Annotated in this window: 14 protein-coding genes; 8 read left to right on the top strand and 6 right to left on the bottom strand. The window is 65.0% G+C overall.

Annotation, left to right across the window (positions count from 1 at the left end; all coding sequences use genetic code 11):
- Position 1: 1 nt before the first annotated feature.
- The 3 genes from AC1DWU_RS20570 to AC1DWU_RS20580 form a co-directional block, all read right to left on the bottom strand.
- Positions 2–904 carry an ABC transporter permease gene (locus AC1DWU_RS20570; protein WP_477151876.1) on the bottom strand — a complete coding sequence of 301 codons (903 nt, stop codon included), beginning with the start codon at positions 902–904 and terminating at the stop codon, positions 2–4.
- 9 nt (positions 905–913) lie between these two features.
- Entirely contained in the window at positions 914–1870 is a 957-nt protein-coding gene (locus AC1DWU_RS20575; RefSeq protein ID WP_477151877.1) for an ABC transporter permease, read from the bottom strand.
- Positions 1871–1936: 66 nt separating this feature from the next.
- Entirely contained in the window at positions 1937–3532 is a 1596-nt protein-coding gene (locus tag AC1DWU_RS20580; protein ID WP_477151878.1) for an ABC transporter substrate-binding protein, read from the bottom strand.
- Between the two features lie 332 nt (positions 3533–3864).
- Here AC1DWU_RS20580 and AC1DWU_RS20585 point away from each other — a divergent pair, with 332 nt between their 5' ends.
- Genes AC1DWU_RS20585 through AC1DWU_RS20605 form a run of 5 tightly spaced genes read left to right on the top strand, consistent with a single transcriptional unit; the run spans position 3865 to position 9770 of the window.
- A complete protein-coding gene (locus AC1DWU_RS20585) occupies positions 3865–4071 on the top strand; it encodes a hypothetical protein (RefSeq protein ID WP_477151879.1) in 207 nt (68 codons plus the stop codon).
- A gap of 1 nt (position 4072) precedes the next feature.
- The gene (locus tag AC1DWU_RS20590; RefSeq protein ID WP_477151880.1) at positions 4073–5494 is read left to right on the top strand and encodes an amidase; all 1422 of its coding nucleotides are present in this window, start codon (positions 4073–4075) and stop codon (positions 5492–5494) included.
- A 1-nt stretch (position 5495) separates the two neighbouring features.
- Positions 5496–6914: an amidase gene (locus tag AC1DWU_RS20595; RefSeq protein ID WP_477151881.1), complete on the top strand. Its 1419-nt coding sequence runs from the start codon at positions 5496–5498 to the stop codon at positions 6912–6914.
- Between the two features lie 21 nt (positions 6915–6935).
- Positions 6936–8351, top strand: a complete 1416-nt coding sequence (locus AC1DWU_RS20600) for an amidase (RefSeq protein ID WP_477151882.1) — start codon at positions 6936–6938, stop codon at positions 8349–8351.
- Between the two features lie 15 nt (positions 8352–8366).
- On the top strand, positions 8367–9770 hold the full coding sequence (locus AC1DWU_RS20605; RefSeq protein WP_477151883.1) for an amidase: 1404 nt from the start codon (positions 8367–8369) through the stop codon (positions 9768–9770).
- Positions 9771–9920: 150 nt separating this feature from the next.
- Here the strand turns inward: AC1DWU_RS20605 and AC1DWU_RS20610 are convergent, their stop codons facing one another.
- The 3 genes from AC1DWU_RS20610 to AC1DWU_RS20620 all read right to left on the bottom strand — a co-directional run bounded on the left by AC1DWU_RS20610 (position 9921) and on the right by AC1DWU_RS20620 (position 11968).
- The gene (locus AC1DWU_RS20610; protein WP_477151884.1) at positions 9921–10340 is read right to left on the bottom strand and encodes a MarR family winged helix-turn-helix transcriptional regulator; all 420 of its coding nucleotides are present in this window, start codon (positions 10338–10340) and stop codon (positions 9921–9923) included.
- 176 nt (positions 10341–10516) lie between these two features.
- A complete protein-coding gene (locus AC1DWU_RS20615) occupies positions 10517–11551 on the bottom strand; it encodes a substrate-binding domain-containing protein (RefSeq protein ID WP_477151885.1) in 1035 nt (344 codons plus the stop codon).
- A gap of 186 nt (positions 11552–11737) precedes the next feature.
- Positions 11738–11968 (bottom strand): hypothetical protein, encoded by a 231-nt coding sequence (locus AC1DWU_RS20620; RefSeq protein ID WP_477151886.1) that lies wholly within the window; start codon positions 11966–11968, stop codon positions 11738–11740.
- Between AC1DWU_RS20620 and AC1DWU_RS20625 the strand changes: the two genes are divergently transcribed.
- The 3 genes from AC1DWU_RS20625 (at position 11968) to AC1DWU_RS20635 (ending at position 14972) form a co-directional block, all read left to right on the top strand.
- Complete coding sequence (locus AC1DWU_RS20625; protein WP_477151887.1) at positions 11968–12666, top strand: cysteine hydrolase family protein; 699 nt, start codon at positions 11968–11970, stop codon at positions 12664–12666. The genes AC1DWU_RS20620 and AC1DWU_RS20625 overlap by 1 nt on opposite strands.
- 73 nt (positions 12667–12739) lie before the next feature.
- A complete protein-coding gene (locus AC1DWU_RS20630; RefSeq protein WP_477151888.1) occupies positions 12740–14347 on the top strand; it encodes an amidase in 1608 nt (535 codons plus the stop codon).
- 40 nt (positions 14348–14387) lie between these two features.
- Positions 14388–14972, top strand: coding sequence for a HupE/UreJ family protein (locus tag AC1DWU_RS20635; RefSeq protein ID WP_477151889.1), 585 nt, complete (start codon positions 14388–14390; stop codon positions 14970–14972).
- Positions 14973–15000: the final 28 nt, after the last annotated feature.

Genomic DNA, 15000 nt, shown 5'->3' on the forward strand with positions numbered 1-15000 from the left:
GCTAGGCTTTGACGTCCATCGCCTGGCGCAGGCCGTCGCTGACCAGGTTGAAGGCAATGGAGGTGATGAGGATGGCGACGCCGGGGATCGCCGTGACCAGCGGCTGGACGTAGATCGACTGCCGCAGCGTCGACAGCATTAGGCCCCAGTCCGCCGTCGGCGGCGACACGCCCAGGCCTAGGAACGACAGGCCCGAGGCAAGGATGATCGAGATCGAGACCAGCGTGGAGGAATAGACCAGCACCGGCGACAGGATGTTGATCAACACGTGGTTGAACAGGATCGAGATGGTCGACGCGCCGCTGGCCCGCGCCGCATCGACGAAATCGAGCGAGCGGACCTGGCTGGTCGCGGTCTCCGCCACCCGGCAGATCGGCGGGATCAGCACGACTGTCAGGGTCAGCATCTGGTTGCCGATGCCCCCGCCGAGGCTGCCCGCGATGGCAACCGCCAGCAGCACCGACGGAAAGGCGAAGAACACGTCCATAGTGCGCATGATCACCATGTTGACCTTGCCGCCGTAGTAGCCGGCGACGACGCCGAAGCCGCCGCCGATCAGCGTGGCGAAGACCACCGGCAGGATACCCATCATCAGCGAGACGCGACCGCCCCACAGCATGCGACTCAGCATGTCGCGCCCCTGCTCGTCGGTGCCGAGCAGATACTTCTTGTAGCCGATCGGCCGCAGCCGGTTGGCCATGCTGGATTTCTCGGGGTCCATTGGCGACAGCCACGGCGCGAACACCGCCAGGAGCACGATGACGATGATCAGCGCCAGGCAGAACAGCGTGACGTAGTCGTAGCGGAGGCGGCTCCAGACGTTCCCCCAGTAGCCGCGCACCTTGTTGGCGGGGCTCGTCTGGGTGGGGTCGATCTTGATGCTGCCGGCAGGGATATCGCTCATTGCTCTGCCTCAGATGCGTTTGATGCGAGGGTCGACCAGCGATTGCAGCAGGTCGACGACGAGGTTGATGAGGACGAACACCGTCGCGAGCACCAGGATCGTGCCCTGCAGCAACGGGATGTCGCGCGTCAGGATTGCCTTGTTCAGCAGGTACCCGGTGCCCGGCCACGTGAAGACCGTTTCCACCAGCACGGAGCCGCCAATCAGGTAGCCCAGTTGCAGCCCCAGCATGGCGATGGCCGAGGGCATGATGTTGCGCACCGCGTGAGTGACCAGCGCGAACTCGCTCAGCCCCTTGGCACGGAGCGTCTGGATGAAATCCTGGTTCAGGATCTCGCTCAGCGACGAGCGCGTCGTTCGCGTCATGATGGCGAGCGGCGGCAGCGCCAGCGCGATGATCGGCATCACCGCGAACTTGAAGTCGTTCCAATCGAAATAGTTGAAGACGTCAGAGCCGCCCGCGCCCATGCCCGTCGCCGGCAACCAGTTGAGGTTGACGGCGAACAGGATCACCAGCACCACCGAGAGCCAGAAGGTGGGCACCGAGATGCCGAACACCGCGATCGCCGTCACCAGGCGGTCGACGACACCGCCCTGCCGGGTGGCGGCGATGACGCCGAGGACCATCGAAGCCACGAACGCCAGCACCACCGAAATCAGGGCCACTGTGAGGGTATTGAAGAATGCCCGCAGCACCTCGCCGGCCACCGGCATGTTGTTGGCGATGGACATGCCCAGGTCGCCGCACACCACGCGCCAGAGCCAGACGAAGTACTGGATCACCACCGGCTGATCGAGCCCGTAGTAAGCTCGCAGCTTGGCGATATCTTCCGGGCTGGTCTCAGGCCGAACCAGGTTCTGAACCGGATCGCCCGGGGCAAGCTTGACCAGGGCAAAACAGATCACCGTGACCCCGAGCAGGATTGGAATGGTCATCAGCAGGCGGCGCAATGCGTAGAGCCACACGTCACTATCTCCGGCTTTGGACACCACGGGAGGATCGCGGGCGCTTTGCAGCGCCCACGATCAGGATCAGGGATTGACCACTATTGGAGTCAGGTCCTGGAACCAGCTCTGGGCCTGCACGAAGCCGGTGAGCTTGGGCGACAGGGCGCGCGGGTTGAGGTCGTGGACAATGAACAACTCGGGCGCGTCCGCCATGACCATGGTGTTCATCTCGGTCAGCAGGGCGTCACGCTTGGCGCTGTCGAACTCGGCCATGGCCTCGAAGCCGAGCTTGTCCACCGCTTCGTTCTTGTAGAAGCCCCAGTTGCAGCAGTTCGGCGGCTGCATGGTGCTCATCCACTTGCCGATCACCCCCTGGGAGGCATCGATCGGCGCCATGGAGAAGTTGATGCCGTCAAACCCAGAGGCTTCCGCCCCCTGGAAGAACACGCTGATCAGGGCGTTCCAATCCATGGGGACCAGTTCGACCTCGAAGCCGGCCTCGTCGAGTTGCTCCTTGACCAGCTCGTTCATCGGCAGAGGCTGCATCTGGCCCGAGCCCGAAGTGGAGATGCCGATCTTGATCTTGCACGGCAGGCAGCCGGCCTCGGTCAGCAAGGCCTTGGCCCCCTCAGGATCGTACTCGTAGACCGGCGGCGAGCCATACCAGGGCTGGGAGTCGATCAGCGTGTTGAAGGCGGGGGTGGCCACGCCCTGCAGCATGTCAACCAAGTCCTGGCGGTTGATCGCCATATTGGCGGCCTGGCGGACCTTGAGGTCGGCGAACGGTCCCTTGTCGACGCGCAGCAGGTAGTCCCAGTTGTGCGGATAGGGCACGGTGATGATCTGCATGCCCGCGCCTTTGAGCGCCGGGATGGTGTCGGGCGAGGGGGCTTCGACGAAATCCACCTGGCCCGAAAGAAGCGCGGCGGCACGTGTCGAGGCTTCCGGCATCGGCAGCAGCACGAGCCGATCGTGCTTGGGCATGCGGTCGGGGTTCCAGTAGTTGGGGTTCTTGACCAGCTCGAGCCGCTCGTGCGGGACGAGCTTGTCGAACATGTAGGGTCCGGTGCCCGCCGGGTGTTCGGCGTACTTGACGTAGTCGTTGCCGAGCTTCTCCACGCCGCAGTTGGAGATCATGTACAGCATGGCCATGCTGTAGGGCAGCATCGAGGACGGCACGGTGGAGTGCAGCTTGATGGTGTAGTCGTCGACCTTCTCGTAGGAGGCGACACTGCCAACCGCCCAGCCCTGCATGCCGGCATGGCGCGCATTGTACTGGGGCGAGGCCGAGTTCTTCACGCGCTCGAGATTCCAGATGGCGGAATCGGCATTCCACGGGCAGCCGTCATGGAAACTGACGCCCTCGCGCAGGTGGAACGTCCAGGTCAGCGGGTCGGCCGGATCGACCTCCCAGCTGGTGGCGAGGCCGGGGACGATATCCGCCGCCTTGTCCGAGCTCGACAGGTCCCACAGCGCCAGCGCATCGTACATGGTGTAGCCAGCGAAACGGTAGCCCTCGTAGCCTTGGTCCGGGGCGCCGGTCCAATCCGGAATATCGGCCGCGGTCATTGCGACGCGCAGAACAGTCTCTTGCGCGGCGGCATGCCCGGCCGCACCAACGCTCGCCAGGGTGGCGAACGCGGCGGCCCTGAACACGCCTCGCAGTCCAGTCGATCTCATGATGCTTCTCTCCTGCAAACGGGGAGCGCCCATCGGGAAGGCGCACCAGGACAGCGTTGCAAGGGCCGTGCCAGCGTTGTCAGCGGTGGACGCATGCCAGACTAGCGTTGAGCTAAAATATTCAAATCTCTACGATTTCGCTGCAGTTGCGAATTGGAGCATCAGGTTCAGGCGTCGCAAAAGCGCCCTCCTGAGCAAAGAGATAGGCCGACCTGCCGGGACTTCTCTGCGCAAAAAACAAGCAAGCTGACCATTATTTTATCTCTCCATATTATCGTTTTCAAATATTTTGTGGTGTAGTATATGAAGCCGGTTCGCCGAGGAGCCGCGCCATGAGCCAACCTATGACCACGCCCCCGCTGTTCGCGCCCGAAACCGAGTTGCGCTTCCGCCTCGCGGGTGTGGTTCCACCCGATGAGCGGGCGCACGGCACCTATGCCAACGCGCAGCGGCTGATGGCGACGCTGCATTGGCTGCGGCAGCCTCGCACAGTGGCGGCCGAGCCGTCGAACGTCTTCAGTCTCGTGGAGGGCAAGTGAGATGGCAGCCCTCGGTCCACTTAACGAGCTTTCGATTGCCGAAGCCGGCGCAGCGCTCAGAGCCGGCGACGTCACCTCGCGCGCGCTCACCGAAGCCGCGCTCGGCCAGATCGCCGAACTTGATCCGCTGGTCCACGCCTTCGTGCTGCTGACGGCGGAGCGAGCGCTCGCCGACGCGGACCAGGCCGATGGGGATTTTGCCGCCGGCCGCGATCACGGTCCGATGCACGGCATCCCCTACGCGCTCAAGGACATCTATTGCACGGCGGGTATCCGCACGACCTGCCACTCCAACCTCCTCCGCGATAATGTCCCGTCCGCCGACAGCGCGGTCCAGGAAAAGCTCGCTGCAGGCGGAGGCGTCCTGCTGGGCAAACTGGGGACCTTCGAGTTCGCCATCGGTGGCCCGAGCTTCGACCTGCCCTTTCCGCCGGCCCGCAACCCGTGGAACCTCGATCATTTCACCGGTGGCTCGTCGTCCGGCTCCGCCGCGGCGGTCGCTGCCGGCATGATGCGGATGGCGATGGGCTCCGACACCGGCGGCTCGATCCGCGGACCAGCAGCGTTCTGCGGTACGGTCGGGCTGAAGCCCACCTATGGCCGGGTGTCGCGGCGCGGTGTCTATCCCCTCGCCTATTCGCTCGACCACTGCGGGCCGCTGTCGCGCACTGTGCTGGACACCGCGCTCACCATGCAGGTGATCGCCGGCTACGACCCGCTCGATCCGGCATCCGCCAACGTGCCGGTGCCCGATTTCACGGCCTCGATCGGCGCAAACCTGACCGGGCTCCGCCTCGGCTACACGCGAAAGTTCTTTATCGAGAACCCGTTCCTCTCGGCCGAAGCCACCATGGCGCTCGACGCCACGGCTGAGCAGATGGCGGCGCTCGGCGCCGATGTCGTGGAAGTCGACATGCCGCCGTTCGAGCAGTTCGACGCCTGCGTGCGGACCATCCTGTTCGCCGAAGCCTATGCGATCCATGAGACGGACCTGAAGACCCGGCCCAACGCCTATGGCCGCTATGCCTACCAGCACCTCGTCTCGGGCGCGGTGTTGTCGGCGGCCGACGTGATGCAGGCGCAGCGGCTGCGGCGCGAGTTGACCGCCGCGGTGAACGGACTGCTCACGAGCTATGACGCGCTCCTGGCGCCCAACGCTCTCGACACCGCGGCGCCGTTCTCGAGTTTCGGGCTCGATGCCAACCGCTGGGGCGGCATCCTGACCGGGCCGTTCAACGTTACCGGCCACCCTGCCCTCGCCCTGCCGATCGGCTTCGCCTCCAATGGACTGCCGCTCAGTGCGCAGATTGTCGGCCGGCCGTTCGACGAACCCACTGTGTTGCGCATCGGCGCTGCCTATGAGGCCGCAGCCGGCGTCGTGGCGCGCCGGCCCGAGTTCCCTCTCATCGCGAAAGCCGCCTGACATGCTGAAGAGCCTGCCCCGGACCGACGACCTCCACTACGCCTCGCTGCTGGAAATCTCCGGCCTGATCTCATCCGGCGAGATCTCGCCGGTCACCGTCACCGAGATGATGCTCGAGCGCATCGCCGAGGTCGATCCGTCGCTCAATTCGTACCTCTCGGTCACTGCCGAGAGCGCCCTGGCGGACGCCGAGGCTGCGAAGGCGGAAATCGACAGCGGCCGGCGCCGCGGCCCGCTACATGGCGTGCCGATCGCCATCAAGGACCTGTTTCACACCACAGGCGTCGCCTCGACCTTCGGATCGGTTGCTTACAAGGATTTCGTCTCGGATAAGAACGCGACCATCGTCCACCGACTGAAGATGGCCGGCGCGGTGATCCTCGGGCGGTTGCACCTCCATGAAGGAGCCTTCGGCGAGCACCATCCGGCGCTGCCCAAGTGCCTCAACCCCTGGAACAAGGACTATTGGCCCGGCGGCTCGTCCTCTGGCTCGGGCTCGGCGACGGCCGCGGGGTTGTGTTTTGCCAGCCTCGGTACCGATACTGGCGGCTCGATCCGCTTTCCCTCCGCAGCCTGCGGCGTCACCGGGCTGAAGGTGACCTGGGGCCGGACCAGCCGGTACGGTGTGTTCCCGCTATCGGACTCGCTCGACACCATCGGACCCATGGCCCGCGATGCGGCCGACTGTGCGGCGATGCTCTCGGCCTTTGCCGGCGCCGACCCGATGGACCCGACCTGCCTCACCGAGCCGGTGCCCGACTACCTGGCCGGGCTAGACGGCATCCTCGGCGCCCGCGGCTTCCGTATCGGTGTCGACGAGGCCTATCTCGAGAGCGGCGTCGACGGCGAAACCATCGCCGCGATCCGGGCGGTGATCGCCGTCTACCGCGACCTCGGCGCCATCATCGTGCCGGTGAAGGTTCCCGCCCGCGGCGACGCGATCACCGCGCAGATGGTGATCACCGACACCGAGAGCGCCTTCTTTCACAAGCCGGTCTACGAGGCGGACAAGTCCCGGTTCGGCCCGCAACTGGCCAAGGCCATGGAGCGGGGGCTGAGCTATGACTCGATGGTGCTGGCAAAGGCCTACATCACGCAGGACCGCTTCAAGGGCGAGCTCACGGCGATGTTCGCCGGCGGCATCGATGCGCTGATCTCGCCGGTCTACCCGATGGTCGGGGCGCGTTACGACGAGATGGACGCGCACCTATCCGACCTCCACGCCTTCCTCGGCTACACCTCGCCGTTCAACCTGGCGGGCGTTCCCAGCATCACCCTGCCCTGCGGTATCGCCGGGGTCGGCATGCCGCTCGGGGTGCAACTGATCGGGCCGCACCTGGGCGAGGCGAGCCTGCTCCGGGCCGCCCATGCCTATCAGCAGGCGACCGGCTGGCACCTGCAGCGCCCGTCCCTCCACTGAACTCCCCACAAGGCACGAGACATGCTCAGCACCAGCGACATCCCCTTCATGGCGTTGACCGACATCGCCGCCAGCATCAAGGAGGGGACGGTTTCACCCGTCACCCTCACCGAGACGATGCTGGCGCGCATCGCGTCGGTCGATCCCGAACTCCACAGCTTCATCGCCGTCACGGCCGACGAAGCCATGACCCAGGCGCGGCAGGCCGAGAGTGAGATCCGATCTGGCCGCTATCGCGGTACTCTGCACGGCGTGCCGATCGCCATAAAGGATCTGTTCTTCACCAAGGGCACGCCGGCGACCTTCGGCTCGATGGCTTACAAGGATTTCGAGTCCGACTACTCGGCGACAGTGGTCGATCGGCTGCTCGCCGCCGGCGCCGTGATCCTCGGGCGCCTGGCGCTGCACGAGGGCGCGCTGGCCGATCACCATCCGGGCTTCGGCCCGCCGCCGACCCACCCCTATGTGGCCGGGTTCTGGCCGGGCGGTTCCTCGTCCGGCTCGGGCGTCGCCACCGCGGCCGGCCTCTGCTTCGGCAGCCTCGGGTCCGACACCGGCGGCTCGATCCGCTTCCCGTCCGCCACCAATGGCCTGACCGGCCTGAAGCCGACCTGGGGCCGCGTCAGCCGCTACGGCGTGTTCACGCTCGCCGACTCGCTCGACTCAGTCGGGCCCATGTGCCGGTCAGCCGCCGACACCGCAGCGATGTTCGACGTCATCGCAGGCCACGACGACAACGACCCGACCAGCCTCACGGCCTCGGTTCCCAATTACTCGGCAGCGCTCGAGGGCGTGTTTGGCGCCCGCGACCTCAAGATCGGCGTCGACTGGGGCTATTTGACCGACGGCGTCGACCCCGAGCTGGTCGAAGGCATCCGCGCCGCGCTCGACATGTTCGCATCGATCGGCGCCAGGATCGTGCCGATCACCCTGCCGCCGATCGACAAGGTGACGCGCATGCAGCGCTTCATCATGGAGACCGAGTGCGCCAACTATCACCGCGAGCGCTACGCCGCCGACCCCGCGGGGTTCGGCCGGCTGCGCGAGACCATCGAGCGCGGCCTCCACTACGACCCGGCCGTTGTCGCCAGCGCCTATATCGAGAAGGAGCGCTTCCGGGGCGCCCTAAGCAAAGTGTTCGAGACGGTGGACGTCATCCCCGCGCCGATCATGCCGTGGGTCGGCGTGCGCTACGAGGAACTCGACAAGTTGTTCGAGGAGCTGCCGACCTTCGGCCGCTTCACCGGCCCCTACAACATGGCCGGCACCCCCACCATCACCTTCCCGGTCGGCAGCAATGCGATCGGGCTGCCGCTGGCCATGCAGCTCATCGGTTCGCACCTCAGCGAGGCGACGCTGTTCAAGGCCGCGCACGCCTATCAGCAGGCGACCGACTGGCATTTGCGCCGCCCACAGAATTTCACGACCTACAACTAGCGGAGACCCCAATTCATGTCGCTCGACACCATCCATTTTCAAGCGCTTACAACCGTCGCAAAGCACATCCAGGCGGGCGACATTTCCCCCGTCGAGGTAACCGAGGCGATCCTCACCCGCATCGAAACCTACGACCAGGGCCTCAAAAGCTACACCACCGTCACCGCCGACCTTGCGCTCGAACAGGCAAAGAAAGCCGAGGTCGAGATCACGAAAGGGATCTATCGCGGGGTAATGCACGGCATCCCGATCGCGGTCAAAGATCTCTGCTTTACCAAAGGGATAACCACCACCGGCGGGATGACCATCTATTCCGATTTCAAGCCGGACCACGACGCCACAGTCGTCACCAAGCTCAACGACGCCGGCGCCGTGATGCTCGGCAAACTCCATATGACCGAAGGCGCCATGCTGGAGCACCATCCGGACCTGCCCGAGCCGGTCAATCCGTGGAAGAAGGACCTGTGGACTGGCGTCTCCTCCTCCGGCTCCGGCGTCTCCGCGGCCGCGGGGCTGGCCTACGCGACGATCGGTTCGGACACCGGCGGTTCGATCAGATTTCCCGCTGCCTGCAATGGGCTAACCGGGGTAAAGCCGACTTGGGGACTGATCAGCCGCTACGGCATTTTCGATCTTGCAGCGACCTTCGACCACCTCGGTCCGATGGCGCGTTCGGCCGCGGACGCTGCCGCCATGCTGCAGACGCTGGCCGGCTGGGACCCCAATGATTCGACCTCGCTCTCCGCGCCGGTGCCGAACTACCTCGCCGAGTTCGACGGCATCTACGGCGCGAGAGGCGTCAAGATCGGGCTCGACTGGAGCTACGTCGCAGACGACGCCGATCCGGTGACCATCGGCTTCATCAAGGATGCGGTCGAGGTGCTGGAGGAAATTGGCGCGCTGACTCAAGAGGTTAAGTTCCCCTCGATCGCCAACCTCTTGAAGATGAACATGGCCGCCACCATGGCCGAGACAGCGGCGCATCACGACGCAACCTATCCCTCGCAGGCCGACAAATACGGCCCATCGGTCAAAGCGATGATCGAGCTTGGCCGCACCGCCAGCCCCGTCGATATCGGCAAGGGCATCATCGAGCGGCGGAAGTTCCGCGGCGCGGTGATCCGCATGTTCGACGACATCGATGTGTTCATCATGCCGGTCTTCAAACTCGGCACACCGACCTGGAGCGAGATGCGGGCGCAAGTGGCCGAGAGCTTTGATATTATTGGAAAATTCACCTCGCCGTTCAACGCCACCGGCACGCCGACCGTCACACTACCCGTCGGCTACACCGATGACGGCCGGCCGGTCGCGATGCAACTCGCCGGCGCGCCGGGATCGGAGGCGCTACTGCTCAAGGTAGCGCACGCCTACCAGCAGGCAACGGACTGGCATACACGCCGGCCGCCCGGTTTCTGAGGCTTTCCGGCCCGTCGGAGGTTTGCACCAATCCTCGGACAGCGGGGGGCGCCGTTCCTGTCGCGGCGCCCCTTCTCGTTCGGTCCTCAGAAACAGAACGGCGCCCAGCCATCGCTGGCGGAGGCGAAGTTCATGCGTTGGCGCGTCCACCTACTGGATGAGTTCGCGCAGCAGATTGCGAAGTTCTGTGGCCCGCTCGGACTCGAGCAACTCGACGATGCGCTGCTCCTGCGCCGTCGAGACACCACGCAGGCGCTTGAACAGCGTCTTACCGCCAGCCGCGGTGAGGATCAGCACACGCCGGCGATCGTTCGGATCGGGAGCGCGATAGACCAGCCCCTCGGCCACCATCTTGTCGATGATCTTGGTCAGGGTCGGCGGCTCGATCAGCGACTGCGCGGCGATCTCCCCCATCGCGCAGGGCTCGCTCGTATCGAGCACCTCGAGGATGCGATATTGCTCGATCGGCACGCCACCCGGGCGCAGCCGCTCTTCCAGCTCGTTTTCGAGCTGACGGTTCACGCTGGCGATCATGTAGGCCAGCTGATCCTTCATGCGTGTGGTAGCCATAGCCTCCCCCTCACTTCTCGTCAGAACGATTCATTTTTCTACCATTGTCGTTGCCGGATCGCCTTGACGAGTCGGCTCAGTCTTGGCGCTGCGCTTGAATCGCGTAGCTGTCCGGCGCAGTGGATACCACCGCAGCCGGATACTGACAATATTTCATTATTAAATAGTTTTGGCGCTTAGTGGGTCAACGCGGTGACCACCTGGAGGGTCACGCCGTCGGCCTGGCCGAGATAGACGGTAGGCCGCCGTCCGGCCGCGTCGTCGTCGAGCAGATGCCGCGCGGCGGCCTGCCGCGAAGGGCGTGCGAGGTGATGTGCCAGTTGCCGGCTGTCGGTGGCGCCGAGTTCGCGAGCCAGACCGGCGAGGACATGCAGGCCCTCGTAGTAACCGACGTTCGCCGCCGACACCGGCGGAGCATAGGCGCCGAAGGCATCGTGGTAGAGCTCAAGGAAATGATCGTTGAAACGGGACTGGTGGCCGGCGAAGTAGTTGGCCGCAGTGAAGAGGTTGGTAGTCGCCTCGGCGCCGATGCCGCAGACCACGGTCTCGTCGACGATCAGCCCGAAGCGCAGCATCTTCTCATCGAGACCGGCGGCGGCGAAGGCGCGGTTGAACTCAACCGAGCACATGCCGACCAGCGCCTGGACCACCACCTGGGCACCGCTCCTGGCGATCTGCTTCACTACCTCGGTGTAGTCGTACTCGCGGGTCGCGACCAGCGCATGTCCAACAAGTTCAGAGCCTTGCTGGCGCATCAGGCGCCGCGTGGTGCTGAGCGCCATGCGCGGCCAGATGTAGTCGTTGCCGACGAAGAAGTAGCGGTCGGCGCGCCTGTTGTCCTTCATCCACTGCAGCGACGGGGCCATCAGTTCGTCGTCAACGCTGCCGATCGCCACGGTAGAGGGACCGACGGCAATGCCCTCGTATTGCGCCGTGTAAATGTAGGGTACGCGGCTCGCCACCCGCCGGCTGACGGCATCGCGGTTATTGCTGGTGTGGCCACCGATGATGGCGCCGACACCCTCAATTTCGATGAGAGCATCGACCGCCGAGAGCGCATCGCCGACCGAGAAGCCACAGTCGGCGAACACCAATTCGATCTCCTCGCCAAGGATGCCGCCGGCGGCGTTGATCTCGGAGGCTCCGACCAGTGCGGCGGCATCCATGGACGGGGTCCACATGCCCGTCACGCCGGATCTCGGATGCAACATGCCGATCTTCATCGCTCGCCCTTCCCGCCCAAGTCCGCCGTCATCCAGCTTCGCCGCCGGCCTGTTGAGCGACCGGCGAAAAGGTTGCCGAGGAAAGCAACCGGGCGAAGCTGGACGGGGCACACTGCTACGGCTCAGGGCTTCTGTCAAACAATTGCTGAAACTTTGATCGAACGGTCAATATGCCTACCATTTGGGCAAACACCCATCGAGAATGACCATTGCAATTTCGATATTTTCGTATTTGACTATCTGCATTGATAGCAGGCGGATGGTTTGAGGCGACGCGGCCACACCAAACGGCCGCTGGATTGCCGCGACGATGAACACCTCCTGAACGGGAGATGAACGCGTCTTGAACAGACGCAGCCGATCGCCTGCCACATTGACGATTTCAACCGAAAGGTAGCCAGACAATGCACAAGGTTTCCATTCCCTCGCACATCGTCGACCGGATGCGTAGCATCCGCGGCAGCGACCACATCTATGCCAGCCTCGACATGAGCAAGGTGGCGCACGTCTGCGTCGACATGCAGGTCGGCTTCGTTCACGAAGGTGCGCCGATCGAAGTGCCCATCACTCGCGAAATCACCAGCACGATCAACGCCATCTCCAGGGCCGTGCGCGAAACCGGCGGCGTCAACGTGTTCACTCGCTACACCTACGACCCGGCCGAGAAACACAGCTGGGATTACTGGTTCAAGACACTCGGGACGACCCAGCTGGATGGCCAAGCCAAGATGTCGCGCGGCATGCCCGACTGGGAAGTGGCGCCCGAGATGGAGGTCGAGGCCGGCGACATTATCGTCGACAAAACCCGCTTCTCGGCGTTGATCCCCGAGACCTGCGACATGGATGCCCAGCTCAAAGCGCGCGGCATCGACACGCTTGTTATCACCGGCACGCTGACCAATTGCTGCTGCGAGAGCACGGCGCGGGACGCGCTGCAGATGGGCTACAAGGTGATTTTCCTCAACGACGCCAACGCGACGCTGTCGGACGAGGAGCACAACGCGACGTTGATCAGCATGTACACGATCTTCGCCGACGTGATGGACACGGGGTACTTGCTCGACCTAATCGGCAAGTCCACCGCGACCCGGGCCGCGGCCTGAGGCGACCCGGCGCCCGGGCGGGCCACAGTCCGGGCGCTTCCCACCTGCCCCTCCGCGCTATCGGGAGCTTCCCATGAATGCCCTAGGCCAGACTGCCCAGACTTCCGAAATCGAGGTCGCCGAACTGACCGTCGCCGAGATCCAGCGCGGCTTCGCCGAGGGGCGCTTCAACTCGGAGACCCTTACCCTCGCGCATCTTGCCCGCATCGCGCGCTACGAGCCGTACTACAACGCCTTCACCTTCATGAACCCCTCGGCATTGGCTGATGCCAAGGCGATCGACGCCCGCCGCGCGGCTGGCGAAGCGCTGGGGCCATTGGCCGGCGTGCCGGTGGTAATCAAGGAGGCGATGGATTTCGTCGGCCTGCCCTCGACCGGCGGCTGGGCGCCGCTCTCGAGCGCGGCTGGCGGTTTCGATTTGATGCCGGAAAAGGATGCGCCGGTGGTCAGCCGGCTGAAGGCGGCTGGCGCCATCATCCTGGGCAAGACCAATATTCCGGCCTTCAGCCATGATGGGGCACGCGCCAACACCAGCTGGGACGGCCCGACCTTCAACGCGGTCGACCGCGCCATCGCGCCGGGCGCCAGCTCCAGCGGCACGGCGACGGCGATTGCAGCGAGTTTTGCCGTGGTCGGGCTCGCCGAGGAGACCGGAGGATCGATCCAGAACCCCGGCGCGGCGCAGAGCCTCGTCAGCGTCAAACCGACCTTCGCGCTGATCCCGAACAGCGGCGTCACGCCGCTGGCTGGCTCGACCCGCGACGTGGTCGGACCACACGCGCGGACTGTCACCGATGCCGCCATCCTCATGGATGTGCTCGCCGGCTATACCCCGGAAGACCCCAAGACCGTCGCCTCGATCGGCATGTTGCCCGAGGGCGGCTACACCAGCAGGCTGAGCATCGGGGCGCTGAAGGGCAAGCGCGTCGGCCTCTACGGAGCCGGCTGGCGCCGTAAGCCCCTCTCGGCGGAGGCCATGAAACTCTACGAGGCCGCCATCAAGGAGATCGAGGCGCTCGGCGCGGTGCTGGTCGACGATCCCTTCGCCGGCACCGAGTTCGACCGGCTCGCCGCCAATGACGGTGAGTTCGATCCGCGCGGCATGGAATCGATCGCCCACGATCTCGAAAACTATCTCCGGCGCCTGGGTGCCAGTGCCAAGGCCAGCTCGTTCGCCGCCCTCAAGGCACTGCTGCCAAGCGATCCGTTCGGGCCCGAGGGGATCCTAGGGGCGCATGCCAAGAACATGCCGATCCTCGCAAAATCGCTCGAGGACCCGACCGACGTTCCCGACCTCAGCGACTTCCTCGCAGCGCGGCAGAGCTACCTGCGGCTGTTCAACAAGGTAATGGTCGACAACCGGATCGACGTGCTGGCCTACCCGCAATCGTTCGCCGAACTGCCGGGTGTGTTCGACAAGGCCGAGTACCCCGCCACGACGGTGTCCGAGATCAACATCGCTGGCCTGCCCGGGGTGACCGTCCCTGCCGGCCAGTACGCCAATGGCGGGCCGTTCGCGCTGATCTTCGTCGGCCGGATGTGGAGCGAGGCGGAGCTCCTCGGTTACGCCTTCGACTACGAGCAGGCGACCGGCCACCGCATTGTTCCGAGCCTCGAGGAAACGCCGTTCGTCGCCCCTCAGGCCGCCGAGGATAAGCGGCAGGCGACCGAGCCCGCCTGATCGACTGACCGTACTGGAGCCTCGCCTCCGAAAGGGCATCATGCGCAAACTGCCACTCATCCTTATCGCCACCCTGTTCCCGACAGTCGCCTTCGCCCATCCCGGCGCCGGTGAGACCTCTGGGCTGCTGCTCGGCTTAGAGCATCCGCTTGCCGGCCTCGACCACATCATCGCCATGGTGGCGGTGGGCGTGTTGGCGGTTGTCATCGGTGGTCGGGCCCGCTGGCTGCTGCCGGCGAGCTTCATCGTCATGATGGTGGTGGGCTTCCTGCTCGGATGCACGGGGCTGGACGTGCCGTTCGTCGAGCTCGGCATCGCGCTGTCGGGCATCGCCATCGGCGGCGCCGCGGCGATGGGCCGGCAAATCCCGACGGCCGTGGCAGTGGCGCTGGTCGGCGCATTCGCAGTGTTCCACGGCCACGCGCACGGCTCCGAGATGGTAGCGGGCGCAAGCGGCTTGCAGTATGCGCTGGGCTTCGTCATCGCCACGGCACTCCTGCATGTCGCGGGCATTGCCGGCGCCCTCGGCGTTGGCCACTTGGCGGGCCGCTATGGCCGAACGGCTGCGCAGGTCGCAGGCGGAACCCTGGCGCTCGGTGGCACCTTCTTGCTGGTTTGGTTTTAGAAGCCGCTGCGGGCTCACGCCATGAAGC

The sequence above is a fragment of the Devosia sp. P2_G7 genome (assembly GCF_056403495.1).

Coding starts and splice junctions, on each gene's coding strand:
- AC1DWU_RS20590 (WP_477151880.1), top strand. CDS start 4,073: ATGGCAGCCCTCGGTCCACTTAACGAGCTTTCGATTGCCGAAGCCGGC.
- AC1DWU_RS20610 (WP_477151884.1), bottom strand. CDS start 10,340: ATGGCTACCACACGCATGAAGGATCAGCTGGCCTACATGATCGCCAGC.
- AC1DWU_RS20635 (WP_477151889.1), top strand. CDS start 14,388: ATGCGCAAACTGCCACTCATCCTTATCGCCACCCTGTTCCCGACAGTC.
- AC1DWU_RS20580 (WP_477151878.1), bottom strand. CDS start 3,532: ATGAGATCGACTGGACTGCGAGGCGTGTTCAGGGCCGCCGCGTTCGCC.
- AC1DWU_RS20615 (WP_477151885.1), bottom strand. CDS start 11,551: ATGTTGCATCCGAGATCCGGCGTGACGGGCATGTGGACCCCGTCCATG.
- AC1DWU_RS20595 (WP_477151881.1), top strand. CDS start 5,496: ATGCTGAAGAGCCTGCCCCGGACCGACGACCTCCACTACGCCTCGCTG.
- AC1DWU_RS20585 (WP_477151879.1), top strand. CDS start 3,865: ATGAGCCAACCTATGACCACGCCCCCGCTGTTCGCGCCCGAAACCGAG.
- AC1DWU_RS20630 (WP_477151888.1), top strand. CDS start 12,740: ATGAATGCCCTAGGCCAGACTGCCCAGACTTCCGAAATCGAGGTCGCC.
- AC1DWU_RS20600 (WP_477151882.1), top strand. CDS start 6,936: ATGCTCAGCACCAGCGACATCCCCTTCATGGCGTTGACCGACATCGCC.
- AC1DWU_RS20625 (WP_477151887.1), top strand. CDS start 11,968: ATGCACAAGGTTTCCATTCCCTCGCACATCGTCGACCGGATGCGTAGC.
- AC1DWU_RS20570 (WP_477151876.1), bottom strand. CDS start 904: ATGAGCGATATCCCTGCCGGCAGCATCAAGATCGACCCCACCCAGACG.
- AC1DWU_RS20605 (WP_477151883.1), top strand. CDS start 8,367: ATGTCGCTCGACACCATCCATTTTCAAGCGCTTACAACCGTCGCAAAG.